Source organism: Bradyrhizobium sp. USDA 4452, assembly GCF_054063575.1.
Window position 1 is genome coordinate 939,331 of record NZ_JBSSGK010000001.1, and the last position, 16,920, is coordinate 956,250.

The 16,920-nt window shown below is 64.6% G+C and carries 16 protein-coding genes; 4 read left to right on the plus strand and 12 right to left on the minus strand.

Translation table 11 applies throughout. The annotated features are described in order from the left end of the window. Positions 1–18: 18 nt before the first annotated feature. A complete protein-coding gene (locus tag ACVISU_RS04795; RefSeq protein ID WP_456706166.1) occupies positions 19–1,290 on the minus strand; it encodes an NAD(P)/FAD-dependent oxidoreductase in 1,272 nt (423 codons plus the stop codon). Further along, positions 1,290–2,954 (minus strand): thiamine pyrophosphate-binding protein, encoded by a 1,665-nt coding sequence (locus tag ACVISU_RS04800; protein ID WP_456706167.1) that lies wholly within the window; start codon positions 2,952–2,954, stop codon positions 1,290–1,292. Before ACVISU_RS04800 ends, ACVISU_RS04795 begins: the two co-directional genes overlap by 1 nt. A gap of 850 nt (positions 2,955–3,804) precedes the next feature. On the opposite strand from ACVISU_RS04800, the gene ACVISU_RS04805 reads away from it, so the two are divergent. Then, on the plus strand, positions 3,805–5,295 hold the full coding sequence (locus tag ACVISU_RS04805) for a methyl-accepting chemotaxis protein (protein WP_063695235.1): 1,491 nt from the start codon (positions 3,805–3,807) through the stop codon (positions 5,293–5,295). 23 nt (positions 5,296–5,318) lie between these two features. Here the strand turns inward: ACVISU_RS04805 and ACVISU_RS04810 are convergent, their stop codons facing one another. Genes ACVISU_RS04810 through ACVISU_RS04830 form a run of 5 tightly spaced genes read right to left on the minus strand, consistent with a single transcriptional unit; the run spans position 5,319 to position 9,341 of the window. Beyond that, complete coding sequence (locus tag ACVISU_RS04810) at positions 5,319–6,464, minus strand: acyl-CoA dehydrogenase family protein (RefSeq protein ID WP_050404670.1); 1,146 nt, start codon at positions 6,462–6,464, stop codon at positions 5,319–5,321. A gap of 12 nt (positions 6,465–6,476) precedes the next feature. Next, positions 6,477–7,304 (minus strand): SDR family NAD(P)-dependent oxidoreductase, encoded by an 828-nt coding sequence (locus tag ACVISU_RS04815; RefSeq protein ID WP_456706168.1) that lies wholly within the window; start codon positions 7,302–7,304, stop codon positions 6,477–6,479. Positions 7,305–7,312: 8 nt separating this feature from the next. Beyond that, the gene (locus tag ACVISU_RS04820) at positions 7,313–7,720 is read right to left on the minus strand and encodes a MaoC family dehydratase (protein ID WP_050404672.1); all 408 of its coding nucleotides are present in this window, start codon (positions 7,718–7,720) and stop codon (positions 7,313–7,315) included. Continuing rightward, entirely contained in the window at positions 7,717–8,148 is a 432-nt protein-coding gene (locus tag ACVISU_RS04825) for a MaoC family dehydratase N-terminal domain-containing protein (RefSeq protein ID WP_050404673.1), read from the minus strand. The genes ACVISU_RS04820 and ACVISU_RS04825 overlap by 4 nt, the downstream gene beginning before the upstream one ends. Before the next feature lie 8 nt (positions 8,149–8,156). Beyond that, positions 8,157–9,341: a lipid-transfer protein gene (locus ACVISU_RS04830; protein ID WP_456706169.1), complete on the minus strand. Its 1,185-nt coding sequence runs from the start codon at positions 9,339–9,341 to the stop codon at positions 8,157–8,159. Between the two features lie 94 nt (positions 9,342–9,435). Here ACVISU_RS04830 and ACVISU_RS04835 point away from each other — a divergent pair, with 94 nt between their 5' ends. The 3 genes from ACVISU_RS04835 to ACVISU_RS04845 all read left to right on the plus strand — a co-directional run bounded on the left by ACVISU_RS04835 (position 9,436) and on the right by ACVISU_RS04845 (position 12,375). Beyond that, positions 9,436–10,200, plus strand: a complete 765-nt coding sequence (locus tag ACVISU_RS04835; RefSeq protein ID WP_456710757.1) for a TetR/AcrR family transcriptional regulator — start codon at positions 9,436–9,438, stop codon at positions 10,198–10,200. Continuing rightward, on the plus strand, positions 10,130–11,686 hold the full coding sequence (locus ACVISU_RS04840; RefSeq protein WP_456706170.1) for an acyl-CoA synthetase: 1,557 nt from the start codon (positions 10,130–10,132) through the stop codon (positions 11,684–11,686). The genes ACVISU_RS04835 and ACVISU_RS04840 overlap by 71 nt, the downstream gene beginning before the upstream one ends. Positions 11,687–11,778: 92 nt before the next feature. After that, entirely contained in the window at positions 11,779–12,375 is a 597-nt protein-coding gene (locus ACVISU_RS04845; RefSeq protein ID WP_050404677.1) for a DUF2889 domain-containing protein, read from the plus strand. Positions 12,376–12,399: 24 nt separating this feature from the next. Here the strand turns inward: ACVISU_RS04845 and ACVISU_RS04850 are convergent, their stop codons facing one another. The 5 genes from ACVISU_RS04850 to ACVISU_RS04870 all read right to left on the minus strand — a co-directional run bounded on the left by ACVISU_RS04850 (position 12,400) and on the right by ACVISU_RS04870 (position 16,885). Beyond that, complete coding sequence (locus ACVISU_RS04850; RefSeq protein WP_456706171.1) at positions 12,400–13,146, minus strand: response regulator; 747 nt, start codon at positions 13,144–13,146, stop codon at positions 12,400–12,402. Positions 13,147–13,156: 10 nt separating this feature from the next. Next, positions 13,157–14,287, minus strand: coding sequence for a two-component system sensor histidine kinase NtrB (locus tag ACVISU_RS04855; protein WP_456706172.1), 1,131 nt, complete (start codon positions 14,285–14,287; stop codon positions 13,157–13,159). Between the two features lie 36 nt (positions 14,288–14,323). Continuing rightward, the gene (gene kaiC, locus ACVISU_RS04860) at positions 14,324–15,790 is read right to left on the minus strand and encodes a circadian clock protein KaiC (RefSeq protein ID WP_050404679.1); all 1,467 of its coding nucleotides are present in this window, start codon (positions 15,788–15,790) and stop codon (positions 14,324–14,326) included. Next, complete coding sequence (locus ACVISU_RS04865; protein ID WP_083991916.1) at positions 15,780–16,070, minus strand: circadian clock KaiB family protein; 291 nt, start codon at positions 16,068–16,070, stop codon at positions 15,780–15,782. Before ACVISU_RS04865 ends, kaiC begins: the two co-directional genes overlap by 11 nt. 167 nt (positions 16,071–16,237) lie before the next feature. Next, on the minus strand, positions 16,238–16,885 hold the full coding sequence (locus tag ACVISU_RS04870; protein WP_456706173.1) for a helix-turn-helix domain-containing protein: 648 nt from the start codon (positions 16,883–16,885) through the stop codon (positions 16,238–16,240). Positions 16,886–16,920: the final 35 nt, after the last annotated feature.

A 16,920-nucleotide genomic window follows, 5' to 3' on the forward strand; every position in this document is an offset into this window, starting at 1 on the left:
GTGTGTCCTCGCGGCGTCCTACAGGAAACGCGACGGCGCGAACGGCTGCAGCGGGATCTCCGGCGCCTTGCCACTGAGCAGTTGCGCGACCAGCCGGCCGGTTCGGGCCGAGCCGACCAGGCCGACATGGCCGTGGCCGAACGCATAGACCACGTCGCGCGAGGCGCGGCTATGGCCGATGCAGGGCCGGCCGTCGGGCATGCTCGGGCGATGGCCGAACCAGGTCTTGATCCGCGAGGGCGGAATGTCCCTCGGCAGTTTCGGGAACATGCTGAGGAGATGCTCGCGCAGGATCTCGGCGCGCTTCCAGTTCGGCGCGGCGTCAAGCCCGGCGATCTCCACGGTGCCGGCGGCGCGCAGACCCTTGTCGGTCCAATTGACCACCATCTTGGCATCCGAGGCCATCATCGAATTGCGCGGTCCGGATTCCGGATGCTCGATCATGACGTGATAGCCGCGCTCAGTCTCGAGCGGCAGCGGATCGCCGATCGATGCGGTCAGCTGCTTCGAGCGTGCGCCGGCGGCAACCACCGCGGCGTCGCATGCGATCTCGCCACGCTCGGTGACCACGGCGACGAGCCTGTCGCCCGCAAGCTTGAGTCCCGTCGCCTTGGCGACGATGCGCTCGGCGCCGTTCGCAATCGCGTGCGCGGCGAGCGCTGCGACGTAGGCGCCGGGATCGCGGCAGCGGCCGGCCTCCTCCACCACGACGCCGAACTTGTAGCGGGGATGCAGATCGGGCTCGCGCTGGCGCATCTCATTTCCGTCAAGCTCGAGCCATTCGATGCCGACACGCTTGCGGATGCGCCAGCCGAGATCGCGGTCGAACTGATCGCGCGAGGGAAACACGTGCATCACCCCGCGCCGCTCGATCAGCTCGGGCACGCCGGCTTCCTCGGCGAGTTGCCGGTGCAGCAGCGGCGCGTCCTTCAAGAGATCGCGCATCGCCCGCCCGGTGACCTCGACCTGCGCCTCGGTCCTGCTCGACAGCAGATACTTGATCAGCCACGGCAACGCTTTCGGCAGATACGACCAGCGGATCGAAAGCGGCCCGAGCGGGTCCATCAGATAGCCCGGCACCTTCTTCCAGGTGCCGGGCTCGGCCGGTGGGATCACCGAATGCGACGACAGCCAGCCGGCATTGCCATAGCTCGCGGCCTGGGTGCCGCCAGGCTCGCCCGGATCGATCAACGTGACTCTGTGGCCCGCGCGCAGCACCTCGATGGCGCTGATCGCGCCGACAGCGCCGGCACCGATGATCGCAACGTGACGGCCGGCGGATTGCACCATCAGCCCGCTGCCTGCGCGGGCACAAAATCCTTGCCGACCGACAGCGCGCGCTGATCGACCAGGCAATGCAGGATCGCGGGCTTGCCGGACGCCAGCGCACGCTCGAAGGCCGGCGCGAAATCCTCGGTGCGCTCGACCCTCTCGCCATGGCCGCCGAACGCCGTTGCATAGAGCGCAAAGTCCGGATTCTTGAGCTGGGTGCCGACCACACGGCCGGGATAATCGCGCTCCTGATGCATGCGAATGGTGCCGTATTGCGCGTTGTCGATGACGACGACGATCAGCGGCGCGTCATACTGCACGGCGGTGGCGAACTCCTGCCCGTTCATCAGGAAGCAGCCGTCGCCGGCGAACGCGACGACGACGCGATCCGGGTGCTGCCGCTTGGCCATCACGGCCGCCGGTACGCCATAGCCCATCGAGCCGGAGGTCGGCGCGAGTTGGGCTGCGAAAGCGTGGAAGCGATGGTGGCGATGGATCCAGCCGGCGTAGTTGCCGGCGCCGTTGCAGACGATCGCATCCTTCGGCAGCCGGTCGCGCAGCCAGGTCACGACCTCGCCATACTGGAAACGGCCCGGCAGCTCGCGCGGCTTGTCGGTCCAGGCGAGGTAATCCGCGTGGGCCTTGGCGGCCTCGCCCTGCCAGGCGGGCGCGGCTGCGGGCTTCATGCTCTCGACCGCGGCGGCGAAGGCGGCAGGCGTTGCCTGGATCGCCAGCGCCGGCTGGTAGACGCGGCCGAGCTCTTCGGAGCCCGGATGGACGTGAATCAGCTTCTGGCTCGGCACGGGAATGTCGAGCAGCGTGTAGGACGATGACGGCATCTCCGACATGCGGCCGCCGATCAACAGAATGACGTCGGCGCCAGTGATGCGATCCCTGAGCTTCGGGCTCGGGCCGATGCCGAGATCGCCGGCATAATGCGAATGGTCGGCGTCGAACAGCGAGGCGCGGCGAAACGAGGTCGCGACCGGCAGGTCGAAGCGCTCGGCAAGGCGTGCGATGCCCTTGGCCGCTTCTGCGGTCCAGGCCGAGCCGCCGAGCACCACGATCGGCGCCTTGGCGCCGGCCAGCATGGTGCCGAGGCGCTCGAGATCCGACGGTGCCGGCCAGGCCTGCACAGGCTCGACCTTCGGCGCGTCGGCGACGGCGGCGGTTTCGGTCAGCATGTTCTCCGGCAGCGAGATCACGACCGGACCGGGGCGGCCCTGCAACGCAACGCGGAAGGCGCGCGCGACCAGCTCGGGAATGCGGTCGGGACGATCGATCTCGACCGCCCATTTCGCCATGGTGCCGAACACCGCCTTGTAGTCGAGTTCCTGGAACGCCTCACGCTCGCGCATGCCGGTGTCGACCTGACCGACGAACAGGATCATCGGGGTGGAATCCTGCATCGCGATGTGCACGCCATGGGCAGCGTTGGTCGAACCCGGGCCGCGGGTGACGAAGCAGATGCCGGGGCGCCCGGTGAGCTTGCCATAGGCCTCCGCCATCATCGCCGCACCACCCTCGGCGCGGCAGATCATGACGTCGATCGGGCTGTCATGCAGGGCATCGAGCGCGGCCAGGTAGCTCTCGCCCGGCACGCAGGTGACGCGCTCCACCCCTTGCGCAACCAGCTGGTCGATCAGGATCTGGCCTCCGGTGCGGGCATTGCTTTTGGTCATGAGGACTCCCTGCGGCTACTGGCGCGCCTTGGCTTCGCGCGGTTCGTGGTCCCACGGGGTATGATAGACGGAAATACCGTGCAAGGCCGAAGCTGCGTCTTGCGGGCGAAGCGGCGCCTAGCCATGCGATTGCCAATGGGCAACGCTGTTCCATCGTCGATTTCCGCAGAGCGGACGATTGCGGGCGGGATCATCGCGGCCCAGCCGGCGCGCAGGACCACCGTCGTCCAGCTGCCGAGCCCGTCGCCACCTCATCCGGATGGATATCACGCTGCTCATCACCGGCTCCATCCAGCAACGCGCCGCTCCGGCGTTCAACCTCCAGATGCATTCTGCAAGCGGCCGTTCGCCAGTGGCTTCGTGACGATCGCGCGGCGACACCAGCCGGACCGAGCGTGCGCAGTGACGAGGTCCGCAGATCGATGCGGTCGACATCGAACGCGCGTTCGGCTGCCGCGCCATGCCACCGTCTTGCAGCGGGAGCGCGGCTGACTCGCTATGTAAAAAGTGCCCATGTGCACGCTGACAAACATTGTGCCGTTCGCGCGCGCCACCGTACGACTACGGTGCGGTAAGCAACCGCTCGGCACCTGCGCCGCTGGTTTGCGCGAATTTCGCCGCAGATCATCGTCTTTCTCGGCGACTTCGGCCTGTGCTCGTCGCGTGCATCGCGTCATCAGCCTCGTGCCATCGCGAACAGCACATTGCATACACTTCTTGATCGAACTCGAATCACATACGGCCATCGAAAATCAGCAAATGCACCGCGCACATTGCGCCCGCCCTGCGGCATCAGGGCGTGCGGCTTCGTGCGGCCTATCGTAAGCCCAATCAACTTGTGGAGGACTCGATGCTGGGGATCAAGAGCGTTGCAAGTGCAGTGACATCAGACAATTCGTACCGGCTGTTCGACGACATGCCGATCAGCATCATGCTCTGCGAGCTGGACAACTTCAGGATCACATACATCAACGAGTCGACGCGGCAGAACCTGAAGAAGATCGAGCACGTGCTGCCGGTGAAGGTCGACGCGCTGATCGGGCAGTCGATCGATATCTTTCACAAGAACCCGCAGCATCAGCGCCGGCTCCTCTCCGATCCGAAGAACCTGCCGCACAAGGCGCGCATCACCATTGGCGGCGAGACGCTCGATCTCACGGTCACGGCGATGACCAATTCGCGGGGCCGCTACTCGGGACCGATGCTGACCTGGGAGCTTGCGACCGAGAAGGCGCGGCTCGAAACCCAGACCGAGCGGCTGTTGCAGATGCTCGACAACATGCCGATCAACATCATGATGTGCGACACCGAGTTCAACATCACCTACGTCAACCAGACCAGCCTCAAGACGCTCGACACGGTCAAGCATCTGCTTCCGGTGCCGCCGGACAAGATCCTCGGCAACTCGTTCGACATCTTCCACAAGAACCCGGCGCATCAGCGCCGCATCGTCGGCGATCCAAAGAACCTGCCGCATGCGGCCAAGATCAAACTCGGTCCGGAAACGCTCGATCTCAGGGTCTCCGGGCTGACCGACAAGCGCGGCAATTACACCGGCGCGATGCTGAGCTGGTCCGTCGTCACCAGCAACGTGAAGCTCGCCGACGATTTCGAGAAGGACGTGAAGGGCCTTGCGGGGATGCTGGCATCGGCCTCGACGCAAATGCAGGGCACCGCACGATCGCTGACGACAACCGCCGAATTCGTCAATCAGCGCTCGGCAAGCGCGGCGTCCGCGTCCGAAGAGTTGTCGTCCTCGGTCAATGAGATCAGCCGCCAGGTGACCGAGGCGAGCCGCATCGCCCGCATGGCGGTCGAGGAGGCCGAGAAATCCGACAAGCTGGTCGCCGGCCTCGTCACCATGGCGCAGAAGATCGGCGACGTCGTCGCCCTGATCAGCCAGATCGCCGGACAGACCAATCTGCTCGCGCTCAACGCCACGATCGAGTCCGCGCGCGCCGGCGAGGCCGGCCGGGGCTTTGCTGTCGTCGCATCCGAGGTGAAAGCGCTGGCCAACCAGACCGCCAAGGCCACGGAAGACATTTCGGCGCAGATCAACGAGATGCAGACGGCGACCGGCAACACCGCCACGGCGCTGAAGGCGATCTCGCAGGTGATCGTCCAGATCAGCGAGATCTCGACCGTGATCGCCAGCGCCGTCGAGGAGCAGGCCGCGGCCACCAAAGAGGTCACCGCCAACATCAACGGAACGACCAAGGCGATCGACGATGCCAGCAAGGCCGCCGAGAACGTGCTGTCGGCCTCCGGAGAGCTCGCCAGCAACGCATCCGAGCTGGAAATCCAGGTCGACAAGTTCCTGAAGAACGTGCGCGCGATGTAGTATCGCCAGGGTCGCGCGCTTGCCTACAGCGAGCGCGCGATCAGCACCTTCATGATCTCGTTGGTGCCGCCATAGATCTTCTGGATGCGGGAATCGATGAACATGCGCGAGATCGGATATTCCTGCATGTAGCCGTAGCCGCCATGCAGCTGCAGGCATTCGTCGGCGGTCTCGACCTGCTTCTGCGAGCACCACCATTTCGCCATCGAGGCCGTCACGGTGTCGAGGTCGCCGGCGACCAGGCGCTCGACGCACCAGTCGACGAACACCCGAGCGATCATCGCCTCGGTCTTGCGCTCGGCGAGCGTGAATGCGGTGTTCTGGAACTCGATCAGCGGCTTGCCGAACGCGGTGCGCTGCTTGGTGTATTCGGCGGTGATCCTGACCGCGCGCTCCATCGAGGCGACCGCGCCGATCGCGAGCGACAGCCGCTCCTGCGGCAATTGCTGCATCAACTGGACGAAGCCGTTACCCTCCTCATTGCCGAGCAGGTTCTCCGGCGGCACCGTGACATTGTCGAAGAACAGTTCGGAGGTGTCCGAGGCATGGAGACCGATCTTGTCGAGGTTACGCCCGCGCCGGTAGCCCTCGGCACCCGCGGTTTCAACGACGATCAGCGAGATGCCTTTGGCGCCCGGCGCTCCGGTGCGCGCCACCACGATGACGAGATCGGCAGCCTGGCCATTGGTAATGAACGTCTTCTGGCCGTTGATGACGTAGGAATTGCCCTGCTTCTTCGCCGTGGTCTTGACGGCTTGCAAATCGGAGCCGGTGCCGGGCTCGGTCATCGCGATGGCGCCGACCATCTCGCCGGACGCCATCTTCGGCAACCAGCGCTTTTTCTGCTCCTCCGAGCCGTAATTGACGATGTAGTGCGCGACGATCGCGCTGTGCACGGAGACGCCGGTGGTCAGCTCCGGCACCGTGCTCTCGAGGTCGTCGAGCACGGCGGCGTCATAGGCGAAGCTGGCGCCCAGGCCGCCATAGGCCTCCGGCACGCTCGGCAGCAGCGCGCCCATCTCGCCGAGTGCGCGCCAGGCTGAGCGGTCGACCAGCTTCTGCTCGCGCCATTTCTCGGCGTGCGGCGCCAGGTCCTTGGCGAGGAATTTGCGGAACTGGTCACGGAAGGTGTCCAGCTCCTCGGTCATCCAGGACGATCGGTAGTGCATCATTCCCTCGTGCTAAATCAAGAGACCGCCGCCGGCGACGATCACCTGACCACTGATGTAGTTCGATTCCGGAGCGCAGAACAGATAGACCGCATCCGCCGCCTCTTCCGGCGTGCCGCCGCGGCCGAGCGGGATCATGCGGCCCATCGCCTCCAGCATCTGCGGCTGGACGCCGACCTTGATGTCGCGGCCGGCGACGTCGATGGTCTTCTGCTGGCTCTCGATCGGCTGGGTCAGGCGGGTGTTGATCAGGCCGAACGCCACGCAATTGACGTTGACCTTGTAGCGGCCCCACTCCTTGCACATCGTGCGCGTCAATCCGATCAACGACGCCTTGGCCGAAGAATAGCTCGCCTGCCCGGCATTGCCGTAGAGGCCCGCGATCGAGGAGATGTTGACGACCTTGCGGAACACCTCGCGTCCCGCCTCGGCCTCCTTCTTCGCCATCACCCGGATCGGCTCCGACGCCGCGCGCATGATCCGGAACGGGGCGACGAGATGGACGTCGAGCATGGCCTGGAACTGCTCGTCCGACATCTTCTGGATCGTCGAGTCCCAGGTGTAGCCGGCATTGTTGACGATGATGTCGAGGCCGCCGAATTTATCGATGGCACTGCCGACAAAGCGATCGGCAAAGCCGGCTTCCGTCACGCTGCCATTGATCGCGATCGCCTCGCCGCCCATGGCCTTGATCTCGGCGACCACAGCATTGCCCGGCTCGGCATCGAGGTCGTTGACCACGACACGCGCGCCCTCGCGCGCCAGTTTTAGCGCGATCGCGCGCCCGATGCCGCGGCCCGATCCGGAGACGAGCGCGACCTTCCCTTGCAGCTTCGACATGATTTCTCCTAAAGCGCGATGATGGCTTCGCCCGCGAGCTTGATCTCGCCGTTCTGGTCCTTGGCGGTGAGCGCGAGTTTCGCGCGCTTCTCGCCGCCCTGCTCGATCAGCTCGGTCACCGTGCCCTCGCAGGTCAATGCGGCGCCGAGCTGGGTGATTGCGGCAAAGCGCGTCGAGAACGAGCGGATGCGTGACGGCACGACCGCATCCGTCAGCGCCTGGCCGAGATAACCCATGACCAGCATGCCGTGCGCGAACACGTCGGGAAACCCGGCCGCCTTCGCAAAGTCGATGTCGACATGGATCGGGTTGTGGTCGCCGGAGGCGCCGCAGTAGAGCGCGAGGCGGTGGCGAGAGATCGACGGGAATGCCTTGTGGACGATGCGGTCGCCGACCGACGGAACGCTGCTGCTCATGACGGCCTCGCATTGCGCACCACGATGGTGCGCGAGGTATCGGCGACATGGACGCCGGCCTGGTTGGTGACCGCGGTCTCGACCACGATCAGCGTCATCGCCCCGCCCTTCTTGTCAGTGACGCTGCTGACGCGCGGCCGGAAGGTCAGGGTGTCGCCGACCACCACGGGGGCGTGATAGTCGAAGCGCTGCTCGCCGTGCAGCACCCGGGCGAGATCGATACCGAGCGCGGTCAGGAACTCGAATGGATCGGGCGCATCCATCATCTCCAGACAAAATAGATAGGTCGGCGGCACCGGAGCCGCCGGCCCTTCCCGAAAAACCGGATTCCTCTCGCCGAGGGTATCGAGAAAGAAGCGCAGGCGCCCCGGCTCGACGCGCGCGGTCACCGGCGTGAATTCGCGCCCGACGGCAGATTGATCGACCATGGGCGGCCTCAGGTGCGTTCGTAGAGCGTCACCACACAGGCGCCGCCCAATCCGAGATTGTGCTGCAGGGCGAGCCGCGCGCCCCCCACTTGCGTCGCCGCGGCGGTGCCGCGCAGCTGCCGCGTCAGCTCGTAGCACTGCGCAAGGCCGGTGGCGCCGAGCGGATGGCCCTTCGACAGCAGGCCGCCTGAGGGATTGGTGACGATCCTGCCGCCATAGGTGTTGTCGCCGTCATCGATGAATTTCGCCGCCTCACCCTCGCCGCACAGGCCGAGCCCTTCATAGGTGATCAGCTCGTTATGGGCGAAGCAGTCGTGCAACTCGACGACGTCGACATCCCTGGGGCCGATGCCGGCGGCCTCGTAGACCTTGCTCGCGGCATCGCGCGCCATGTCGTAGCCGACCAGCTGCATCATGTCGTTAGCCCCGAAAGTCGACGGCGTGTCGGTTGTCATCGCTTGCGCTGCGATGCGGACCTGCTTGTTGAGGCCGTGCTGATCGGCGAATTTCTCCGAGACCAGGATGGCGGCGGCGCCGCCGCAGGTCGGCGGACACGCCATCAGCCGCGTCATCACGCCGGGCCAGATCACCTGGTCGTTCATCACGTCGTCGGCGGTGACCTCCTTGCGGAACAGCGCCAGCGGATTGTTCTTGGCGTGGCGGCTCGCCTTGGCGCGCACTTTGGCAAATGCGCTGAGCGGCGTGCCGTATTTCTTCATGTGGCTCAAGCCCGCGCCGCCGAAATAGCGCAGCGCCAGCGGCACGCCGGGCGCGTCAACCAGCTTGTCGGCGGCGGCATCGAAATCGTCGAACGCGCTGGGGCGGTCGGTGAACACGGCCCCGAGCGCCCCGGGCTTCATCTGCTCGAAGCCGAGCGCCATCACGCAATCGGCCGCGCCCGATTCGATCGCCTGCCGCGCCAGGAACAGCGCGGTCGAGCCGGTCGAGCAGTTGTTGTTGACGTTGATGATCGGGATGCCGGTCATGCCGACCGGATAGAGCGCGCGCTGCCCGCAGGTGGAGTCGCCGTAGACATAGCCGACATAGGCCTGTTGCACTCTGCCGTAATCGAGGCCGGCGTCAGCGAGCGCGAGCTTGGCCGCCTCGGCACCCATCACATGATACGGCGCATTGGCGCCGGGCTTGACGAACGGAATCATGCCGACCCCGGCAACATAGGTGCGTGACGTCATCGCGTGTCCTCCCGGAAATTACCCACTGGACTATTTATTACCCACGGGTAATATACGGGCGACCTTCAGGAGTCAATGCGACAACGGCAACGCGATGGACGCCCGCATCCCCTCTTCCAACACCGAGTCGCCCTGGCTGCCGTTCGAGAGCCGGCGCCGCGCCCGCGACGAGAAGCGCGAAGCGGTGCTGCACGCCGCCGTGCAACTGTTCCTCGAGCAGGGCTATCATCGCGCCACGCTGAGCGACGTCGCCAAGCGGCTCAACATCACCAAGCCCGCGCTCTACAACTACTTCCGCGGCAAGGACGAGATCCTGTTCGAGTGCTGGTCGATCGGGCACGAGCTGGTCGACGAATGCATTGCCGAGACCTCGGCCAGTGCCGGCAGTGGCCTCGACAAGCTGCGCAAGCTCACCATCCGCTACGCCGAGCTGATGACGACGGACTACGGCAAGAGCCTGGTTCGCTTCGATCTTCGCGATCTCAGCGAGCACAACCGCAAGACCGTGCAGACCGCGAAGCGGCGGATCGACCGCGCCTTCCGCGACTATATCGCCTCTGGCATCGCGGACGGTTCGGTGAAACCCTGCGACCCGAAGCTCGCAGCGTTCGCCATCGCCGGCTCCCTGAACTGGATCGGACACTGGTTCCAGCCCGGCGGCGAGCTGACCGGACGCGCCGTCGCCGAGGAATTCGCAATCCGCCTCACCGACGGCATCGCCAAAACAACAACGCGCGAGAAGGCGGGCAAACCGCCTCGCAAGGGAAACGCATCAAGGGAGGACGGGAGTGAACATCACACACGGGCTGCGGCGGGCGCTGCAGGTCAATCCAAACGGTCTCGCGGTCGTCTGCGGTGAGCGGCGCCGCACCTGGCGCGAGGTCGGCAGTCGCGTCGCCCGCCTTGCCTCCGCGATCCGCTCGCTTGGCGCTGGCAACGGCGACCGCGTCGCGATCCTGTCGCTGAATTCCGACCGCTATCTCGAGCTCTACCTGGCCGTCGGTTGGGCCGGCGCCGTGATCGTGCCGCTCAACATCCGCTGGTCGCCGATCGAGAACGAGGACGCGCTGCGCGACTGCCGCGCAACAATCCTGTTCGTCGACAAGGCGTTTGCACCGATCGGCACGACGCTGGCGGGCGCCATTCCCGGCCTCAAGCTGGTTTATGCCGACGAGGGCGAGACGCCCGCCGGCATGGAGAATTACGAGACGCTGATCGCGCGCTGCGAGCCGATCCCGGACGCGATGCGCACCCGTGACGATCTCGCCGGCATCTTCTACACCGGCGGCACCACCGGCCGCTCCAAGGGCGTGATGCTGAGCCATGGCAATCTGATGGCCAATGCGCTGAACGCGCTCGGCGAAGGGCTTTGGCCGGGCAGCACGATCTACCTGCACGCCGCGCCGATGTTCCACCTCGCCAATGGCGCGGCGATGTATTCGGTGCTGCTGTCCGGCGGCTCCAATGTCGTGATCCAGGGTTTTACACCCGACGGCGTCGCGGCCGCCGTGCAGAAGGAGCGCATCACCGACGTGCTGCTAGTGCCGACCATGATCCAGATGTTCGTCGATCACCCGACGCTCGGCAACTATGACCTGTCGTCGTTGAAGCGGATTTCCTACGGCGCCTCCGTCATCAGCGATGCCGTGCTGATGCGCGCCATGAAGGCGCTGCCACATGTCGAGTTCACGCAGGCCTACGGGATGACCGAGCTGTCGCCGATCGCGACGCTGCTGCACTGGAAGGAGCATATCGGCGAGGGCCGCGCCAAGGGCCGGCACCGCGGCGCGGGCCGCGCCACGCTCGGCGCCGAGGTCAAGATCGTCGACGCCGAAGACAAGGTCGTGCCGCCGGGCACCGTCGGCGAGATCGCGGTGCGCGGCGATATGGTGATGATGGGCTATTGGGAGCGGCCCGAGGAGACTGCGCGCGCCGTGATCGACGGCTGGATGCACACCGGCGACGGCGGCTACATGGACGAGGACGGCTTCGTCTACGTCGTCGACCGCGTCAAGGACATGATCATCTCCGGCGGCGAGAACGTCTATTCGGCCGAGGTCGAGAACGCGTTGGCCCAGCATCCGGCGGTGGCGCAATGCGCCGTGATCGGCATCCCAAGCGAGCGCTGGGGCGAGCAGGTCCACGCCGTCGTGGTGATGAAGAGCGGCGCCAGTGCCACGCCGGAAGAGCTGATGGAGCACTGCAAGACGCTGATCGCCGGCTACAAATGCCCGCGCAGCGTCGACATCACGGCAACTCCGCTGCCGCTCTCGGGCGCCGGCAAGATCCTGAAGCGCGAGCTGCGTAGGCCGTATTGGGAGAACCGGGAGCGGCGCGTAAGCTGAGGCACGCTGCATAGGGCTGCCCCACCGGCGGCCGTTGACATCGGAGCACGCGGCCGATTGGATCGACTTGAGCTTCAATCCAGCGAGTTCCGATGTCCGCACCCGATACCAACGCCGACGGCAAGCCCCGCCGCCTGATGCACCGCCGCTCCGTCGAATGTCTCGGCTATCTCCGGGACGACGGGCTGTGGGAAGTCGAGGCGCGGCTGGTCGACACCAAGCCCTATGCGCGGCAGGACAGGCACCGCGGCCTGCAGCAGCCCGAGGATCCCGTGCACGACATCAGGCTGCGGCTCGCGGTCGACGACAGTTTCACGATCCGCGAGACCGGCACCACGATGGCCTCGACGCCCTACCCGTCCTGCCTCGACGTCGAAGGCATCTTGCAGCGCCTGGTCGGCGAGCGCATAGGCAAGGGCTGGCGCGAGCTGGTCCGCCGCAAGATCGGCAGGCTCGAGACCTGCACCCATCTCGCCGAGTTGCTGGGCCCCGCCGTGACGACGCTGTTCCAGACCGCGACCTCGGGCAAGGACCCGCAAGGCCGCGGCGCGCTCGATCATCAACGCGACGTCACCGAGCCACCGTTCTTCGTCGGCGGCTGCTATTCGTGGCGGCTGGATGGGCCGGTCGTGGCCGAGACGTTCCCGCAGTTCGCGAACAAGCCTGTCGAGGCCAAGCAGGGAACGTGAGACTGCAGGATGCACTCGCCATCGTCAATTCGCTTCGGTACGGGGATTCTTCACGCCCGCTCTTCCGAGCGCGGCCCTCAACTGTTCGACATCGAATGGCTTCGTGAGCAATTGAACGCCATTCTCGACGGAGAAGCGCTTTCGTATATCCTCTTCCAGATACCCGGTGGCCAGCACGACCGGCAGGTCCGGATACAGGCTGCGCAGCTCCGCAACAAGTTCGTCGCCGGGTCGGTCCGGCAGCCCGAGGTCAACGACGGCGGCCACCAGACCGTCGATACCGGAGCGAGCCTTGGCGGCGGCTTCCTTGAAGTTTGCAGCGCCATCGACAGTAAAGCCGGACTCCGTCAGCATGTCCGTGACGAGAAGATTCAGGAGACATTCATCCTCCACCACCAGGACGCGGCTCGGCGGTGGAGATCCGCTCTCGAGCATCCGGCGGATACGAATCCCGAGCTCTGCGAATGAAAATGGCTTGCTCAGCAGTTCGATCTCCGGATCGAGCCGTCCTTCGCGAACGAGAACGTCACCCGCATATGCCGTCGTGATCAGGACTTTCAATTCGGGCCGCAGCGCACGCGCACGATCTGCCAGCGCCTTGCCATTGACGGAACCGGGAAGTCCAAGGTCGGTGAACAACAATTCGATCTCGGCGTTACTTTGCAGCAAGTTGAGCGCGGCGTCTGCATCCGGTGCTTCGAGGACCCTGTATCCAAGCTCCCTAAGGCTGCCTACGGTGGTGACGCGCACGTCCTCGTCGTCTTCGACCACCAGAACCGTTTCACCCCTCCCGGGCGCGAGGAATGGACTTGGGTTCCACGCTCGTTTCGATGCGAGACGATGCCTGCCCCGGGAGCACGACGGCCCTAGGGAGATAGATGTCAATCCTGGTGCCGACGTTCGGCTCGCTGCGGAGCTTGAGGTATCCGCCGCTCTGCTTGACGAAGCCATAAACCTGGCTCAAGCCGAGCCCGGTACCTCGTCCGTCGACCTTTGTGGTGAAAAACGGCTCGAACACCCGGTTGAGGATCTCCGGCGTCATCCCCATGCCGGTATCGGTGACGGAGATCCTGACGTGAGGCCCGGGTTCGCTGCTGCCGTCCTCCGACTCATCCCGAGCGAGCTCGATGTTCTCGGCGGTGATAGCGAGTAGCCCGCTCTCCGGCATGGCATCGCGCGCATTAACGGCCAGATTGAGGATCGCCGATTCCAATTCTGTTGGATCGACCTCGACTTCCCATAGCTGAGGCGGTATCTCCGTTCGGACTGCAATGCCCTCGCCCAAGGTTCGCTGCAGCAAATCCGACATGCCCGCGATCAATTCCGCGAGGTCCACGCGACGAAATTCAAGCGGCTTGCGTCTCGCGAACGCAAGTAACTTGCTGGTCAGGAGCGCGGCTTGCTGGGCGCCGCGTGTGGCGTTGTCCAGCATCGATACCAGTGCGCCGCCTTCGCGCCCGACACGGCGCCTCGCGCTTTCCAGATTGCCCAGGACGACGGCTAGCAGATTGTTGAAGTCGTGCGCGATGCCGGCAGTGAGGCGCCCGACGGCCTCCATCTTGGCAGCGTGACGCATGCGATCTTCCATGGCGCGGCGTTCCGATACGTCACGTACGCTCGCAAGGCGCGCCGGACGCCCCTCCCAACTGGTCTCGACGGTGCGGATCTCGGCATCCACCAGACCGCCTCCCGGCTGATGAATGGCGATCTCACTCATCTCGCCAACCACAATCGGCAGCCCGATCGGCGAACCGATCAGCGCCGGTTGAGGCTGCCCGAACAGGCGTTCCGCCGCCGGGTTGGCGAACAGCACAAACCCGCCTTCATCAACAACGATGATGCCGTCGGCGTTCTTCTCTATGAGAAACTGGATGTCCGATTGCTCGATTTTGGAGCTTATCTCGGTGTCCATCATGCACATCCCAACAACTGCCGTTCGCGGTGGAAGTCACTCTCTGAAGACGTTGGGCGCCTCCTTGAAAGGTGCACCAAGGTGCATGCCCGAACCGTCGATCGAGAAACGCCGGATCTCCTTGGCGTGTTCGCTGCCGCGCATCTTCAGCACCATCAAACCGCGATGCATGGTTTCCTGCTCCTGGATATACCGTAGCAGGATGATCGAATCGGTCATCGTCGAGATATGCTGTTCGCTCGCGCTCTCGCCGCCGATCAGCGACTTGCTCGTTGCCGTGCAGAGACCCGCGATTTCCCTCTTCTTGATGAAGGAGGTCAGGCTGATTAGGAACTCGCGGAAGCCCGTCTCGGGGGCGATGCGCTCCAGTGCGGACAGGCTATCGAGCGCAATACGGTCGGGCTTGAACTCATCGACCATCCCCTGGATCGTCAGCAGGTGATCGGGCAAGCCCTGGGCCTCGGGATAGAGACTGACGACCTTGAGCTTGCCGTCTGCCTCCATGCCGGCGAAATCCGCGCCCCAGCCGCTGGCGTTACGGAACAGCTGGCCGCGGCTTTCCTCGTAGCCGAACATCAGGACTCTTTCTCCTGCCGCGACCCCACCGGCAACAAAATTTGTCACCAGTAGCGTCTTGCCGGTTCCCGTCGCACCGCTGACCAGCGTCACGCTGTCGCGGAATAAGCCACCACCGCACATCTCGTCGATATCGGGATTGCCGCTGGTCACGCGCACCGTGCTCGAATGCTGCTCCAGTCTCAGCGACGACAACGGTATCGCCACCACGCCGCGTCCCCCGAGAAGCGTGAACGGCGCCTCGCCCTCGACGTGATGGCTTCCACGCATCTTCAGAACCTCGATCGTACGACGGCGCTTCTCGCGGTAGAGCACGTTGCGCAGGATGACAACGTTGTCGGCGACGAACTCTTCGAGCCGATGGCGGGTAATCTCGCCGTACTCGCTGTTGCGCTCTGCCGTCATCAGCACAGTGAGGCCCGACTTCTTCAGGGCGGTGCTGATGTGAAAAAGCTCTCGGCGCAATGTCTTGGGATCGCCGATGAAATGATCGAAGAGCTGGGTGAGTGAGTCCAGGACAACCCGTTGGGCGCTGACGCTCTTGGCCGCGTGCTGGATGCGCGACAGCAATCCCGCGAGATCGAAGTCACCTATCACCAGTTCATCATTGGGTGGTGGACTAGCATCGACAAACGCGAGCCTGCCTTCCTTCTTCCATTTTGCGAGGTCCCAGCCGAAGCCGCTCATGTTGGCCTGGATGTCGGCCGGAGGCTCCTCGAACGTCACCAGCACACCGTTTTCGCCGAAGTGAGTGATGCCGTGTGCAAGGAACTGCGTGGCAAATACGGTCTTTCCACTGCCAGGCGTGCCGCCGACCACAGTGGAGCGCGCCCGCGGCAATCCTCCCATCACCAACTCGTCGAAGGCATCGACCCCGGTCTTGACCCGCTCCAACACTCCAGTGATGTCTGCTTCCTCAACGCTCATGCCTTATCCTCTGGTCGATCCCGAGAAATTCAAGAACCCGCGCCGTGTCGCCGAGATCGCCGACGATGCGTCGTGTGCGGGCCGTATCGTCGTGGGAGAGCGTGGGTGTTGCGATGATCCGCGCGCGTTCGGCAAGGTCCGGCCGTTCCAGCACGTCGATAACATCGACGTCCCACCCATGTGTGCCGAGGGAAGCACGCAGACGTTCTAGATTTTGCTGCGCCCGGCGCGAGCTGGCCGAATTTCCGGCGATATATAAGCGAAGCAAGCGTGCGGCCACGGAGACATTGCCTTCTCGTCTGACCGTTGGCCCAATCGCTGCAGCGCCGCGGCGCTACAGCATCCGAGTTACGGAGGCTCCCAGTGAACCCGATGAGTCTCGAAGGAACAACAAGTGCCGGTCCGGTGCAAGAGAGCTAGAACTACCAACCGCCTAGTAGGTCCGATTCAGTTGTGCTGCAGATCGGACGGTGGATACCGACGTCGTCTGCGGCGTAAGCTCTCACCTGTAATGCCGCGCTCGCGCACCCAGAGAATCGCGGCCGCGCGGCGGTTGACGCCGATCTTGCGGTAAAGCGACGAGATGTGGTTACGCACGGTATTGCGCGACACATTGAGTGCCCTGCTCATCTCGTGATCGCTCTTACCCTGGTAGATCAAGCCGAGCACTTCCTTCTCGCGCTCGGTCAGAAAATCCAGATCTTCAGCCGCAGAGTGGTAAGATCCGAACGGCAACGACTTGATCCGGTCGATGATGCCTCGGGCGAAGGCGGAGGTATCGGCCAGCACCGATTCGATCGCAGTCATGACCGCGCGCTCCGCAGGTTGTCGCTGCTGTATCACGCAGACTTGTGTCGGCGCGCCTTTGATGCTCACGGTTTCGGCGGAAACGAAGCAGTCGACGGAGCCGGCGCCGTCGGGGCGAAGCGGCAACTGAAGCTGCTTAACTTCTCCATCCAGTCGCTGCCGAGCCGTGGTGTCCATTCCCACCACTTGGCCGTCCGCGTCGACAAAGACGATTCCACCGCGTGCAGCGGAGAGGGTTCGCCTCAGCCCTTCGTCTTCGCGCGCGTCATCCGTCACCACTTGGTCCATTACTGGCTCCCATGTGTTGTCTGATCTGTCAGTCT

Coding starts and splice junctions, on each gene's coding strand:
- ACVISU_RS04870 (WP_456706173.1), bottom strand. CDS start 16,885: ATGGACCAAGTGGTGACGGATGACGCGCGCGAAGACGAAGGGCTGAGG.
- ACVISU_RS04830 (WP_456706169.1), bottom strand. CDS start 9,341: ATGACGTCACGCACCTATGTTGCCGGGGTCGGCATGATTCCGTTCGTC.
- ACVISU_RS04855 (WP_456706172.1), bottom strand. CDS start 14,287: ATGGACACCGAGATAAGCTCCAAAATCGAGCAATCGGACATCCAGTTT.
- ACVISU_RS04800 (WP_456706167.1), bottom strand. CDS start 2,954: ATGACCAAAAGCAATGCCCGCACCGGAGGCCAGATCCTGATCGACCAG.
- ACVISU_RS04845 (WP_050404677.1), top strand. CDS start 11,779: ATGTCCGCACCCGATACCAACGCCGACGGCAAGCCCCGCCGCCTGATG.
- ACVISU_RS04805 (WP_063695235.1), top strand. CDS start 3,805: ATGCTGGGGATCAAGAGCGTTGCAAGTGCAGTGACATCAGACAATTCG.
- ACVISU_RS04795 (WP_456706166.1), bottom strand. CDS start 1,290: ATGGTGCAATCCGCCGGCCGTCACGTTGCGATCATCGGTGCCGGCGCT.
- kaiC (WP_050404679.1), bottom strand. CDS start 15,790: ATGAGCGTTGAGGAAGCAGACATCACTGGAGTGTTGGAGCGGGTCAAG.
- ACVISU_RS04820 (WP_050404672.1), bottom strand. CDS start 7,720: ATGAGCAGCAGCGTTCCGTCGGTCGGCGACCGCATCGTCCACAAGGCA.
- ACVISU_RS04825 (WP_050404673.1), bottom strand. CDS start 8,148: ATGGTCGATCAATCTGCCGTCGGGCGCGAATTCACGCCGGTGACCGCG.
- ACVISU_RS04815 (WP_456706168.1), bottom strand. CDS start 7,304: ATGTCGAAGCTGCAAGGGAAGGTCGCGCTCGTCTCCGGATCGGGCCGC.
- ACVISU_RS04810 (WP_050404670.1), bottom strand. CDS start 6,464: ATGCACTACCGATCGTCCTGGATGACCGAGGAGCTGGACACCTTCCGT.
- ACVISU_RS04835 (WP_456710757.1), top strand. CDS start 9,436: ATGGACGCCCGCATCCCCTCTTCCAACACCGAGTCGCCCTGGCTGCCG.